This is a genomic window from Brevibacillus composti (genome assembly GCF_016406105.1).
Lineage (GTDB): Bacteria > Bacillota > Bacilli > Brevibacillales > Brevibacillaceae > Brevibacillus > Brevibacillus composti.
In genome coordinates, this window is the sequence record NZ_CP066308.1 from 3,648,123 (window position 1) to 3,660,227 (window position 12,105).

Here is a 12,105-nt window from a genome sequence, read left to right on the forward strand (position 1 = left end):
TGCCCGTTGCGGTGATTCTGAGCCTAGAAATGGAAGGTGTATAACCCTATACTAATGTGATCCATCGCACCTGATATTTTTCCGTGCCGACCGTTCCTGCGCCAGAGGGCGCGGAGCGTCTTCGTTTTATGATATCCAATAAAGGGGTATATGCACTTGCCGACAAGAATGCTGACGGGGAAGTTCTCTCTGCTAAAAGAAGTCACGATTTTTCTCTTGCTGCTATCCATTCTCTTGGGGATTCGCTCGATGTGGCAGACAACATTTTCGACTCCTGAACATCCGCCCGTCACGCGAGGCGTAATTGATTTGCGGGGCTGGGATTTCGAGCGCTCTCCTTCGATTCCGCTGAATGGGGAATGGGAGTTTTATCCCCATGCTTTTCTCTCCCGCCAGGACAAGCCGTCTCCCGAAGATGTACAGCCTCGCTATGTCCAGGTTCCCGGCGATTGGAGCGACGGATTTTCGGAGGAAGCGAGCTCCTCATACGGCTATGGGACGTATCGCATACGCATTCTCGTTGATCAGCCGTTGGAGCAGCCCTACACCTTCTGGTTTCAGCAGATCTAAGCCTCTTCCTTTGTAGAGATCAATGGCGATCCTTCGGTTTCTTTCGGCGATCTTGCCGAGCGTGCCGAGGAATATCAGCCCAGATCCGTCTCTTACACGGAATCGCACACCTTGAAAGATGCAAAGGAAATCGAATTGCTTGTGCGCGTGGCGAACTTCGACCACCCATTCAAAGGCGGCATCATCAAATCCATTCGGTTTGGCTCACAGGCGGCCATCGACAGTGAACGCTGGTACTCGATCAGCTTTCAGCTCTCGACCTTTCTCATCTTGCTCCTTCACGGGCTGTACGCCTTCATGATGTTCTTGTTCAATCCGCGGCAAAAGGTTTTCCTCCTGTTCTTATTTCTGCTCTTGTCAGCCGAACTGACGATCATATCGGATCATGAGTCCTTGTTGTTGATTTGGCTGCCGTTGGGTTATGCCTGGGCTTTAAAAATAAAAATACTCTCTTATCTGTATTTTGCTTTCTTCCTGCTGCTCATGGCCCGTTCACTATCGGGAAGCGCCGCGGGTGAAAAAGTCATCAAGGTCTACATCGGCGCACTCGGCCTGTACACGGTGTTTCTTCTGTGTGCGACGCCATCGTTGATTTTCTATACCGTCGCGTTCAAAGAGAAGCAGACCATGGATGAAAAAAGCCATCAGGATTTGGAGCTGCTCGTGACGATCAGCCGCCAAATGTCCCATCTGCTTAACGATTTGCTCGATGTGGTTCGGCTTCAGAACAATCTGATTCTGCTTCACAAGGAGCCTTTGCTGATACAGTCAGTCGCCTCCGGGGTCTTTAACATGCTTCAACTGATCATCAGCAACAAATCGATTCCTGAAGGTGCTCCAGAGCATACTCTCCTCGGAGCCCTACTACGTGAGATCGACCACTTCAGCCAAGGAAGCGCTGGAGCTGCTCAATACAGAGCGCTGGGATTTGCTCATCACGGACGTCATGATGCCGCAAATGTCCGGGTACGAGCTGACACGGAGGGTACGGACGCGTTTCGCGATTTCGGAGCTGCCTGTCCTGCTGCTGACGGCCCGCAACCAGCCGGCAGATATTTATGCCGGTTCATGGCGGGTGCCAACGACTACGTGGCGAAGCCGGTGGACGCCCTGGAATTGAAGTCGCGCATCTGGTCTCTCACAACATTAAAGCAATCGGTGCACGAGAGGTTGCGCATGGAGGCCGCCTATCTGCAAGCGCAAATCCATCCCCATTTCCTGTTCAATACGTTAAACGCGATTATCGCATTGGGCGACATTGACACGGAAAAGATGAAACAGCTGGCAGATGCGTTTGCCTCCTACCTGCGGATCAGTTTTGACTTCCTCAATGCAGAGGAGCTCGTGTCGCTGTCCCATGAGCTGGCGCTTGTTGAAGCCTATCTGTTTATCGAAAAAGAGCGCTTCGGAGAAAGATTGACTGTCGTCTGGAAGGTGGATCCGCAGATCGACCTGACTCTGCCTCCGCTGACGATCCAGCCGCTGATCGAGGTGAGAGATAACGGCATCGGGATGGAGGAAAAGAAGGTGCACGCCCTGCTAGATTTGTCAGTGAAGGACAGGAGCGGCATCGGGGTGCCCAATACGAACCGGCGGCTCACGCAAATGTACGGAAAAGGTTTATCCATCTACAGCCAGCCGGGCGAAGGGACCATCGTCTCTTTTCGCATTCCCGTCGCTGTGCAAAAGCGTGCATCGCTCGGCAAGATGGATTGAAGAAGATGCGACGCTCCCGGAGCACGCCGCGGTGCTGCATGTCAGTCGTCGAACCATAGGCAACAAAAAAAGCATGCCGGGTTTTCCCGACATGCTTTTTGTTTTGCGCATGCAGCTTTTCTCTTAGCGAGCAGCCTCATAACGCTTGCTGACTTCATCCCAGTTCACGACATTCCAGAATGCTCCGATGTAGTCAGGGCGTTTGTTTTGGTATTTCAGGTAGTAGGCATGCTCCCACACGTCCAGACCGAGGATCGGCGTTTTGCCTTCCATGATCGGGCTGTCTTGGTTAGGAGTAGACGTGATGGCCAGTTTGCCGCCATCGACGATCAGCCAAGCCCAACCAGAACCGAAGCGGGTCGTTGCCGCTTTGGCGAATTCTGCTTTGAAGTTGTCAAAGCTGCCAAACGCTTGGTTAATCGCATCAGCCAGTGCTCCGGTCGGCTCGCCGCCGCCGTTCGGGCTGAGGATTTGCCAGAAAAGAGCGTGGTTGGCATGGCCGCCGCCGTTGTTGCGGACAGCTGTGCGGATGTCTTCTGGAAGTGCATCCAGATTGCTGATCAGCTCTTCTACAGACTTGGATTGCAGGTCAGCGTGAGCCTCCAGTGCAGCATTCAGGTTGTTCACATAAGTAGCATGATGGCGACCGTGATGGATCTCCATGGTTTGAGCGTCGATGTGAGGCTCCAACGCGTTATGAGCATACGGCAATTCAGGAAGTTGATGTGCCATAATTTTCATTCCTCCTTCGTGATATGTATGGGTCAAGCTTCCACCTTATTATAATGCAAAGCGCTCACTTTTACAACAAAGTGGTATGCAAAGTCTCGTAATCTTCCACCGCATATATCAAAAATTAGTATCTTGCTATCTAGGTAGAGAGTGCTAGACTTGGATTATTCATTTCCACCATCTTGCTAGAGTTAGGTGATCATTTGTGGACTTAGACCTGTCATCCATCCTGTTTTTGGCCTTTTTTGGATTTGTCGCCGCTTTTATTGACAGCACCGTAGGCGGAGGCGGCCTGGTTTCCCTGCCGGCCCTGCTGGGGTTGGGCATCCCGCCGTATCTGGCGCTGGGAACGAACAAGCTGGCCGGTACGATCTCCTCGGCGACCAGCTCCATTACCTTTATCCGCATGGGCAAATTCGACAAGAAGCTGATGGCGATCCTCTTTCCCTTTTCGCTGATCGGCGCCTATGCGGGAGCCAAGACCGTGCTGTTCATCCCGCAGGAGTTCCTCAGAGTGCTGGTTATCATCATGATGGCCGCCATCTTCGTCTACACCCTGCTGAACAAACGCTTTGGCGAAAACTCCAGCTTCAAGGGCTACACCCGTTTTACACTGGGACTCGGCATTCCGATTACGTTTTTGATCGGATTTTACGATGGCTTTTTCGGTCCGGGCACGGGTTCCTTTTTCGTCTTTCTGATGGTCCTGTTGTTTGGCTATGATTTCGTCATCGGGGCAGGCAATGGCCGCATCCTCAACCTGGCCAGCAATATCGCCGCCCTGTTTGTCTTTATCATGGAGGGCAAAGTGATCTTCATCACCGGCCTCGTGATGGGTGTCGCGATGCTGCTCGGTGCCAGCCTGGGTGCGCGCGTGGCGATCAAAACAGGAGTCCGCTACGTCCGTCCGCTGTTTTTGCTCGTCTCGATCACGTTGATTACGAAAATGGTGTACGAGCTGTTCTTTACGCCTTGACCGAATCGGTGTGCACAAATGACGAGTAACGAGGCAGTGGTGAGAAGAAGCATGTTCCCATGCTTGGCTCCGTTCTCCACCCTGCGAAGGAGTATGGACTGTCCGCTCCACAGCGGCCCTCGGGGGGTACGCAAAAGGAGCAGCGCTGACGAGGTCATCCCACGTTGCGCCCCTTTTTCCCGCGGGCCGCTGTTCCGCTTAGCCGGGCTCCGCAAAGTCGCTGCGCATGGGAACATGCTTCTTCTACGGGACTGGCTGCGTTTCTCCGCAGGGTGGAAACCGGATTCTATTTCTATATTCGGAGCGGACAGTCTGCGCCTCCCCGCAGGGCGGAACCCGGAGCAGAGAAGGGAAACTTGCTTTTTCTGACTACGGTCCCTAAAAAAGGCAAGGCTCCGGCGAAGCCCGGCATGAAGAAACCAAAAAAAGATGGATAGGACAGCAGAGCGAACTCTGACTGCCCTATCCATCTTTTCCTTTTCGCTGCTTTACGCGCAGAATGATACCGTCGATCAATAATCCGATGCCCGCCCCGTAGAACGGAGTCGCGAAGCGTACACCCTCGCTGATCGGAAGCGCTTTTAAATAGACAATGACGACGCCGACGATAAAGCCGATCATCGTATAACGCAAACGGGTCGGACCCATGTCGTCATCCCCTTTTTGTCATCACTTTCCAAATTTCTTGGGCATCTTCATATTTTTCATGTTGCGGCTCATTTGCTTCAGCTGCTTCTGGTTGAGATTCATGCCCATGGAGCGGGCCATCGCCTGCAATTGCTTGTCATCCATTTGCATATTTTCCACTTGCTTGCGCAGATAGTACGTCCCTCCCCAAAAACCTCCGACGAGGCCGAGAAGCAACGTTACGATCGGGATTACCCAGTTGTACCAAGCCATCAATACATTACCATCCTCTTTTGGGAAATACATTCTCCCCTATTGTACCACATCTGGGGGCGCTGTACATCGCCGCCGCAGGGAAAATGATTCGTCCGCCCTTCGGCGTTTCCACGTTTTTCGGCATATGCTAAACCAGGAGGTGATTTTTCCCTATGCCCCCCATTTTGATTCTGGATCCGGGACATGGCGGAATCGATCCAGGCGGCGGCTCCAACTCATTGTTCACAGAGAAAGCGAAGAATTTGCAAATCTCCCTCTACCAATTCAACCGCTTCAAAGAACTGAACATCCCTGTCGCCATCACCCGCACCGGCGATACCACCCTGACCAGCGACGCCCGCGCTGCCCGCGTGCGCGACAGCGGCGCCCGCTACTGCATCTCGAATCACATCAACGCGGGCGGCGGCCGAGGCTCCGAAGTCATTTATTCCATCTACGCCAAGGCGACGTTTCCCACTCTGATTCAGGATGAACTGGAAGCAGCGGGAATGCCGAACCGACGTATTTTTACGCGGACCCTTCCTGACAATCCACGCAAAGACTATTACTTCATGCACCGGGAGACCGGCAGCGTGGAAACCGTGATTATTGAGTATGGATTTGCTGACAATGCGCTGGATGCGGAAAAGCTCCATCGCGATTGGCGCCCGCTTGCAGAGGGCGTCGTGAGAGCGTTTTGCGAATACATCGGCCATCCGTACAAACTTCCGACCCCAGTGGCCATTCCAACCCCGGGAGGTGGGACTGCCGTGCCCGAATGGAAGCAGGAAGCGATTGATTGGCTGTTTCGAGAAGGCTTGCTCACGAACGAGGACTGGCGGAATCAGCCCGACACTCCGCTGCCGCTCTGGGCCGAAGCGGTGATCCTGAAGCGGCTGTACGAAAAACTGCGGGCTTCGCGTTAAGGAGGTGACTGCCCATGGGGTTTGACCTTGGCCTGATCATCGCACTGGCTCTCGCGGCCTCAGCCAACCTGTCCGATTTCCTGCGGATTCCGGAAAAATTGCGGGGCTGGATCGCCATGCTGCTGATCGTTTCGCTGTACATGGTGAACCAGTGGCTGTACGCGCCCGCCTTTGACTGGAAAACCGCTTTTCTCCAAGGAGGGACCGCTGCGCTTTCCGCCGTCGGCATTCACTCCACGGCCAAGAATACAATGCAGCAGTTCACTCTTTTCCGGGGGCAGAGAGGTAAAACCGGGAGCCAGAGAACAGAGACGATCCGGGAGACTTCAGGCGGCAGCATCGGAAGCACGAGCGGCATGGGCGCAACTGGCGCCGGCATGCCCAGCATGATCGACGAGGCGGCACCCGCCGCACTTGAGGAGGAGCCGCTTTCCGCGGAACAACGCGTCTAGATCAGCTCGACTCCGCACGATACCGCGTCAACGGAGTCTCTTCCAGCCCTGAATAATTTTCTTGCGCAGGTACGCTCACGATCTCGTCCTCCGGGAAGCGATAGGCGGTCAAGAGCCCGCCGAAGACGCAGCCCTGGTCGATATTGAGCGTACCGTTTTTTCGCTCCGGTTGTGGACGAGGGTCATGTCCCCAGACGATCAGAGGCTCTGTCCGGGTCCGCTCTGCCGCCCAGTCCCTGCGGATCGGCCTGCCGTCCGCTGCGGTGCCCGCCACTTCGCCATAGCGGCAAAAGCTCTGGATCGACGGCGTTTCCTTGCCGATGTAATCGTCGCGGATGCCCGCATGCACGGCGACTGCGGCGAGCTGGTCCCGGTAGTGGATCATCATGTGGGAAGGGGAGGTAAACAGCAGCCTCCTGCTCTGGTCCTTCAACTGTTTGACCCGTCTGGTTCCGTTCTCCTGCTCGAACTTTTGAAATTCCACTGCCACCTTTTCATCCCCATGCCCGAGCATAACCGGGCGTCCGTCCAGCCAGCGCGCGATTTTCCAGCCGTGGTTGCTGTCTACCATCTCTGCCAAACCGGCCGCCACGTGACGCACGAAAAATTGCAGCATCCGGATCGAATCGGGACCACGGCTCGTTATGTCTCCGAGGGAAAGGAGCTTTCGGCCCGCAGGATGACGGTACGTGCCATCATGGCACCGCACATACCCCAGGCGCTGCAAGAGTTCCAAAAACTCGCCATAGCAGGCGTGCACATCGCCTACGATATCGACACCCTGATCACCGTTCATGATCTTGGCGCGTGTACGCGGTTTATGCCTCATTGCCCGCACTCCTTTCCGCTTTTTCCTACTTTCTATTTTTACCAGCTTCTCACAAAAAAACCCACCCCTCCGGGTGAGTCTATCTGCTAATCCAGATTGTGCGTATGCACGTAAATGGCCGCCTGCGTTCTGTCCTCTACCCCCAGCTTGGCCAGGATATTGCTCACATGCGTTTTGACGGTCTTGATGCCGATGATCAGCTCGTCGGCGATTTCCTGGTTGGACTTGCCTTGGCCGATCAGCTTCAATACCTCCAGCTCCCGCGGCGTTAATTGCTCATGTGGCTGGGCCTCCTGTCCATGACGGAAACGGGCCATGATCTTGCCGGCGACACGGGACTCCAGAACCGGCTCCCCTGCTGCTGCCGAACGGATGGCACGGGCGATCTCGGAAGCGCGGGAGGTTTTGAGCAAATAGCTAAACGCTCCCGCTTCAATTACGGGATACACTTTTTCATCGTCAATAAAACTGGTGAGGACGATGACCTTGGATGAGAGGTTCTTGTCGCGGATACGCCTGGTCGCTTCGACGCCGCCGATTCCCTCCATCACGAGGTCCATCAGCACCACGTCCGGCTTCAGCTCCTCGGCCAGCTTCACGCCTTCCTCTCCGCTGGAGGCTTCCGCTACCACCTCAATATCGTCCTCGGTCGACAGATAGGCAGCCAGGCCCATCCGCACCATTTCATGATCATCCACCAGCAACACTCGTATCATGTCCGCTCTCCCTCTTCCCTTTCTGTTTCCGTGTCCGTATCCAGCATGATCGGGACCCGCACCTCAATCTGCGTCCCTTTGCCCACAGCCGAATAGATATCAAAAGAGCCTCCCAGCTCCGCTACGCGCTCCCGCATGGTGCGAAGACCGTAGGACGTCAATTTCTCGCCGTCCGGGTCAAAGCCGACGCCGTCGTCCACGATCCGCATTCGGACTTGTCCCTGCAAAGTAAACAGTTTGACCTGGATCTGGCTTGCCCGCGCGTGGCGCAGCGTATTGGACAAGGATTCCTGCAAAATCCGAAACAGATGGTCTTCGATCCCGCTCGGCAGATTGCTCGTATCCTCGATCTCCCAGCTGATGTCCATCGCGTTTTTGCGGGTCAGCTCTTCCAGCAAGTCCTGGATCGCCTCTTTCAGCGTCTTGTTCTGCAAAGTGGCCGGTCTCAGGTGAAGCAAGAGCGCCCTCATCTCGGACTGGGCGGCAGCGGCCATCTCCTCGACCAGCTCGATTTGCTGGGCGGCCCGCTGCGGATTCTTTTCCACCAGCCGCTTCATCGCCGCCGTCGTCATCGCAATCGCGAACAATTGCTGGCTGACGGCATCGTGCAGCTCGCGGGCCAACCGCTGCCGCTCCTCTGTCACTGCGGTATGCTTCAATTGCTCCGCCAGTGCGGCGTTGTGGTTGGAGAGACGCTGCAGGGACGCCACCTGCTCCTCCCACTGGGCCGCCAATCGATTCAGCTGCCAGCCCAGCTCGCCGATCTCGTCTACGCCCAGCTCCGGGACGCGCGAAGACAGGATGCCCCGCCCCAGATGAGTGGCAGCCTCCCACAGCACATGCAGCCTTTTTTTGAGCAAATTGCCCCAGATATAGCCGGCGATCAGACCGATGACCCCCGCTACCAGCAGCGCAAGCAGAAAAAAGGAAATCAGCACCTTCCAATCCAGGGAAGCAGGCAAATGAATATGAAGATAGGCGGCGAGCCAGTCTGTAATGACAGGATCCTCCACCACCAGATGGTACACGCACAAACCCGATAACATCGCAGCTGTCACCGAGCCTACAGCCAGCAGCAAGCCGTAGCGTACATACTGCCATTGGATACTGGCCAATCGCTGTCGCGGCATTTTGTCCGTACCCCTAAATGTACTTGACTTTGATATCGCCGACGAGCAGCGATATCTGTACATGGATTTTTGGAGTTCCGTGTTCGTACTGTTCGGAGCGGACCATCACGCTGCGACTGATGCCCCCTTGCCGGTGCCCGAATACTTCCACATCCCCTACGCTTACCTCAGCGGATACGGCGACGGGCATGTCTACCGGAACGTAAATCGTGACGTCCCCCACCCAACCGTCGATCACGAGAAACGCTTCGTCCTCGATCAGCATCGCCCGGGACAGGTCGATGACGACGCCGCCGATTCCGTGCCAGATATGCATTTGGCTCAGCTCAAACCGGCCGGACGTCAAATGAAAGTCGCCGATCAACGAGCTCCTCGTCTCTTTTGGCGACAAGATGCTGCCTGTGCCAAAGGCCGATGTCTTTTCCCGGCTGTGATCCGCCGAACCAAAGGACGCGCGTTGCTCCATTTTCTTTCGCCAGTGGCGCGGCTCACCCTCTGGGCGAGCGTGCGAAAATTCATCGTCATTCGGGAGGCCGGGCCGCTCGTCTTTTTCACCCGAGCGCCCACGCACCAGCCGGAAGCCGAAGTAGATGAACAAAATCGGAATGATCAGCTTAAACAGACTGACCTGCAGCCACATGTCCAGTGCAATCACCGTGCCGAGCGCAATCAGGAGGCCGCCCCGGAAACGCTTGTGATTTTCCCACAATCGCACGCCGAAATACACGAGCACCAACGGCCACAGATCAAACAGGCCAAATTGAATGAGATTCAAGCTGTCAAGGAAAAGGCCAATACCTGTCAAAATGATCAGGACACCAGCCGTCATTTTGTGCAAGCGGGACAATTTCACAAAGGGTCTCCTCTCCTACGCCCCATGCCGGCTTCCCGTACCGTCCGTGCGGCATGTATAAATAAAAGCTGGCGGAATATTCAACGGCGTAAATGTAATCTCTACCCGCTGAAACCGCTGTTGCAGCTCAGCTTTCAATTGCAGGGAATATTGAAACGTAATGAACAAACCACCCGGAACCAGTGCGGATTGCACCTGATCCAAGATGCCTGTGCGCAATTCTTCCGGGAAATTGGCAAACGGAAGTCCGGAGATGATGGCATTTGCCTTTCCGATCCCGGCATTCTCCCGATACTCATTTATTTTCAGGGCTTCATCCCAAATCGTCATATCCGGAAAACGGCGGATCAGCATATCGCGGAACAGCGGATCTCGTTCGACCGCCACATAGGTGGCATCCGCCCGTTTCTTTTGCAGGATGCTCTGCGTAAAGACGCCGGTTCCCGGCCCGAGCTCGATGATCACATCGGACTGGTCCCAGTTGACGCTGCGGAGCATCTGTTCACATAAAAAGCGCGAGCTCGGAATAATGCTCCCGACGCGCCCCGGTTCGGCAAAAAATCTTCGTAAAAAGACCATAAAGTCTGCCAAGGATAGAACCTCCTAGGGGAAAAGCAGCCTGTTACACAGGCTGCCTGGTTGCCACATTTATTCTACACAGAAGGTTTATCTTCCTGTTTTGGCGCTTCTGCTTTCACTGGAGGTGCATCCTTTTTCTGTTGCAGGGAAGCTTTGATTTGCGCCAATTCTTCGTCCAGATCATTTTTTTCCAGCGCGTCGAGAGACTGTTCCAGGCCGGCAGTCGTTTGCCGCCATTGGCCGCTCAGATTGGCCTCTGCTTCCATCCGCAGGACTTTTTCCTCCATGCGCTGAAAGCCCTTGCCCGCTGTCTGGGTGCCGATGCCCACGATCGCATGGTTGACTTGCTTTTGCGTTTTGGCGACCTGTGCACGGGCCATCAGCGTGAACTTCTTCGCTCTCATCTTATAGAATTCTTCTTTCAGCTCAGCCAGCTTTTCACGCATCTGCTGGGCGGCCTCGGAAGCGGTCTGGTACAGTGTCTCATATTCCTGTGCGCGCAGCTCGTACTGCTTCTTGTCGGCCAGAGCGCGGCGGGCGAGCAGGTCCTCCCCTTCGACGAGGGCGAGCTTCACCTGACGATCGCGCTTCTCCGCGAGTGCCACGGCTTCCTCCCATTGTTGGCGGAATTTTTTCTCCAAAGCAACCTGTTTGGCTACTGCCACCTCTACTTGACCAATCTCCACTTCCATATCTCTCATATACTGATTCAGCATGACTACCGGATCTTCCATCGAATCCAGGACGTCATTCACCGATGCTACTGTCAAATCACGCAGTCTTTTAAAGATACCCATTGTTAGGTTCCTCCTTATCATATCACTTGCATTCTTGGTTACGCCAAGTTTTTTGGCGAAGGGTGCTGCTCGCGGATCAATACGGCTGTTTCTGGGTAGTTTGGCGTTCCCACCGATCCAAAGCGTCTTCCTTTAATACCTGCTGCGCCCACTGTCTTTCCCATCGTGTCGGCATGTGTTCGTCTGACTTGTCTCGGCGGCGGATCAGGCGATAGCCCAGGTAAATCACTCCAATCGCGAGTATGACGTTGAACAGCAGATGCAGCTTGCCGATCATCATTAACAGCCCGAACAGAAAGACCAGTATCCCAAAGAAGCGGGAACCGGAACCTTTGATGACCTTGCGGGCTCCGTATAACATGATCAGCCCGGGGATCAGCACACCGAGGAAATGGCCGCCGTCGATGCCCAGAAGATCCAAAAGCACAAATCCTCCGGTCAACAGGAGAGCCAGTCCCAAGAGCACCTTGCCAGACCGCTCGTTCATATCATTCCTTCCCTCCAATCGTCTTGATTGTTGTGTTGCGGGTATGGCGTGAACCTTATGACCTCATTGTAGACGGAGAAGGTATTCGGGATAACGGGCGTGCGGTTGGTTTTCGTCTCCGTCCCGGGACGGATGCCGTGTCCTTCCTCGACCGGACGGGCTTCCGTCCCCCTTTGGACAAGCTGCGTAGACGAACATCCTCGTCGCGTTCGTTACAGCGTATGACAAAATTTTGTGACAAATTTGTGAACAAACAAGGCTAAAAAAAGGAAATACCGGCGTCATGGTGAACTATGTGGAGGTGCGTGTAAAAAAACATCGATAAATAGCCGAATTCCGCTCGCGGAAACGGGGGACCCACTTTACTTTGGGGTGAATGGCTGCCATCTCGGGCAGTCTAGGGAAATCCTTTCAACCGAACCCTTCAGCTAACCTCGTAGGCTCAGGAGAGGAGCAGTTT

General features: G+C 54.8%; 14 protein-coding genes, 1 pseudogene and 1 riboswitch. Of the genes and pseudogenes, 5 read left to right on the forward strand and 10 right to left on the reverse strand.

What is annotated here, in order from left to right; translation table 11 throughout:
* The first annotated feature begins 156 nt into the window (after nt 1-156).
* On the forward strand, nt 157-570 hold the full coding sequence (locus JD108_RS22720) for a hypothetical protein (RefSeq protein WP_323958383.1): 414 nt from the start codon (nt 157-159) through the stop codon (nt 568-570).
* Between the two features lie 826 nt (nt 571-1,396).
* A pseudogene (locus tag JD108_RS22865) lies at nt 1,397-2,286 on the forward strand (response regulator); the annotation flags it as partial.
* Nucleotides 2,287-2,409: 123 nt separating this feature from the next.
* Here the strand turns inward: JD108_RS22865 and JD108_RS18370 are convergent.
* Nucleotides 2,410-3,018: a superoxide dismutase gene (locus tag JD108_RS18370; RefSeq protein WP_212138833.1), complete on the reverse strand. Its 609-nt coding sequence runs from the start codon at nt 3,016-3,018 to the stop codon at nt 2,410-2,412.
* A 205-nt stretch (nt 3,019-3,223) separates the two neighbouring features.
* Between JD108_RS18370 and JD108_RS18375 the strand changes: the two genes are divergently transcribed.
* Nucleotides 3,224-3,994 carry a TSUP family transporter gene (locus tag JD108_RS18375; protein ID WP_198827405.1) on the forward strand — a complete coding sequence of 257 codons (771 nt, stop codon included), beginning with the start codon at nt 3,224-3,226 and terminating at the stop codon, nt 3,992-3,994.
* Between the two features lie 462 nt (nt 3,995-4,456).
* Here the strand turns inward: JD108_RS18375 and JD108_RS18380 are convergent, their stop codons facing one another.
* Nucleotides 4,457-4,642: a hypothetical protein gene (locus JD108_RS18380; RefSeq protein ID WP_198827406.1), complete on the reverse strand. Its 186-nt coding sequence runs from the start codon at nt 4,640-4,642 to the stop codon at nt 4,457-4,459.
* Nucleotides 4,643-4,663: 21 nt separating this feature from the next.
* Nucleotides 4,664-4,894 carry a YneF family protein gene (locus JD108_RS18385; protein WP_198827407.1) on the reverse strand — a complete coding sequence of 77 codons (231 nt, stop codon included), beginning with the start codon at nt 4,892-4,894 and terminating at the stop codon, nt 4,664-4,666.
* A gap of 155 nt (nt 4,895-5,049) precedes the next feature.
* Between JD108_RS18385 and JD108_RS18390 the strand changes: the two genes are divergently transcribed.
* Nucleotides 5,050-5,802, forward strand: coding sequence for an N-acetylmuramoyl-L-alanine amidase family protein (locus JD108_RS18390; protein ID WP_198827408.1), 753 nt, complete (start codon nt 5,050-5,052; stop codon nt 5,800-5,802).
* Nucleotides 5,803-5,816: 14 nt separating this feature from the next.
* Nucleotides 5,817-6,254 carry a hypothetical protein gene (locus JD108_RS22445; protein WP_228728199.1) on the forward strand — a complete coding sequence of 146 codons (438 nt, stop codon included), beginning with the start codon at nt 5,817-5,819 and terminating at the stop codon, nt 6,252-6,254.
* Nucleotide 6,255: 1 nt separating this feature from the next.
* On the opposite strand, the gene JD108_RS18400 is transcribed toward JD108_RS22445, so the two are convergent.
* From JD108_RS18400 to JD108_RS18430, 7 genes are all read right to left on the reverse strand, one after another.
* Complete coding sequence (locus JD108_RS18400; protein WP_198827409.1) at nt 6,256-7,083, reverse strand: bis(5'-nucleosyl)-tetraphosphatase PrpE; 828 nt, start codon at nt 7,081-7,083, stop codon at nt 6,256-6,258.
* A gap of 86 nt (nt 7,084-7,169) precedes the next feature.
* Nucleotides 7,170-7,799: a response regulator gene (locus JD108_RS18405; protein WP_198827410.1), complete on the reverse strand. Its 630-nt coding sequence runs from the start codon at nt 7,797-7,799 to the stop codon at nt 7,170-7,172.
* Nucleotides 7,796-8,929: a HAMP domain-containing sensor histidine kinase gene (locus tag JD108_RS18410; RefSeq protein WP_198827411.1), complete on the reverse strand. Its 1,134-nt coding sequence runs from the start codon at nt 8,927-8,929 to the stop codon at nt 7,796-7,798. Before JD108_RS18410 ends, JD108_RS18405 begins: the two co-directional genes overlap by 4 nt.
* A gap of 13 nt (nt 8,930-8,942) precedes the next feature.
* On the reverse strand, nt 8,943-9,782 hold the full coding sequence (gene liaF, locus JD108_RS18415) for a cell wall-active antibiotics response protein LiaF (protein ID WP_198827412.1): 840 nt from the start codon (nt 9,780-9,782) through the stop codon (nt 8,943-8,945).
* 15 nt (nt 9,783-9,797) lie between these two features.
* Nucleotides 9,798-10,373 carry a class I SAM-dependent methyltransferase gene (locus tag JD108_RS18420; RefSeq protein ID WP_198827413.1) on the reverse strand — a complete coding sequence of 192 codons (576 nt, stop codon included), beginning with the start codon at nt 10,371-10,373 and terminating at the stop codon, nt 9,798-9,800.
* Nucleotides 10,374-10,435: 62 nt separating this feature from the next.
* On the reverse strand, nt 10,436-11,158 hold the full coding sequence (locus tag JD108_RS18425; RefSeq protein ID WP_198827414.1) for a PspA/IM30 family protein: 723 nt from the start codon (nt 11,156-11,158) through the stop codon (nt 10,436-10,438).
* A gap of 76 nt (nt 11,159-11,234) precedes the next feature.
* Entirely contained in the window at nt 11,235-11,645 is a 411-nt protein-coding gene (locus tag JD108_RS18430) for a LiaF transmembrane domain-containing protein (protein ID WP_198827415.1), read from the reverse strand.
* A gap of 317 nt (nt 11,646-11,962) precedes the next feature.
* Nucleotides 11,963-12,103, forward strand: a riboswitch (cyclic di-AMP (ydaO/yuaA leader).
* The last annotated feature ends 2 nt before the right edge of the window (nt 12,104-12,105 follow it).

Coding starts and splice junctions, on each gene's coding strand:
- JD108_RS18410 (WP_198827411.1), bottom strand. CDS start 8,929: ATGCCGCGACAGCGATTGGCCAGTATCCAATGGCAGTATGTACGCTAC.
- JD108_RS18380 (WP_198827406.1), bottom strand. CDS start 4,642: ATGGGTCCGACCCGTTTGCGTTATACGATGATCGGCTTTATCGTCGGC.
- JD108_RS18425 (WP_198827414.1), bottom strand. CDS start 11,158: ATGGGTATCTTTAAAAGACTGCGTGATTTGACAGTAGCATCGGTGAAT.
- JD108_RS18405 (WP_198827410.1), bottom strand. CDS start 7,799: ATGATACGAGTGTTGCTGGTGGATGATCATGAAATGGTGCGGATGGGC.
- JD108_RS18385 (WP_198827407.1), bottom strand. CDS start 4,894: ATGGCTTGGTACAACTGGGTAATCCCGATCGTAACGTTGCTTCTCGGC.
- JD108_RS22445 (WP_228728199.1), top strand. CDS start 5,817: ATGGGGTTTGACCTTGGCCTGATCATCGCACTGGCTCTCGCGGCCTCA.
- JD108_RS18370 (WP_212138833.1), bottom strand. CDS start 3,018: ATGGCACATCAACTTCCTGAATTGCCGTATGCTCATAACGCGTTGGAG.
- JD108_RS18390 (WP_198827408.1), top strand. CDS start 5,050: ATGCCCCCCATTTTGATTCTGGATCCGGGACATGGCGGAATCGATCCA.
- JD108_RS18430 (WP_198827415.1), bottom strand. CDS start 11,645: ATGAACGAGCGGTCTGGCAAGGTGCTCTTGGGACTGGCTCTCCTGTTG.
- JD108_RS18400 (WP_198827409.1), bottom strand. CDS start 7,083: ATGAGGCATAAACCGCGTACACGCGCCAAGATCATGAACGGTGATCAG.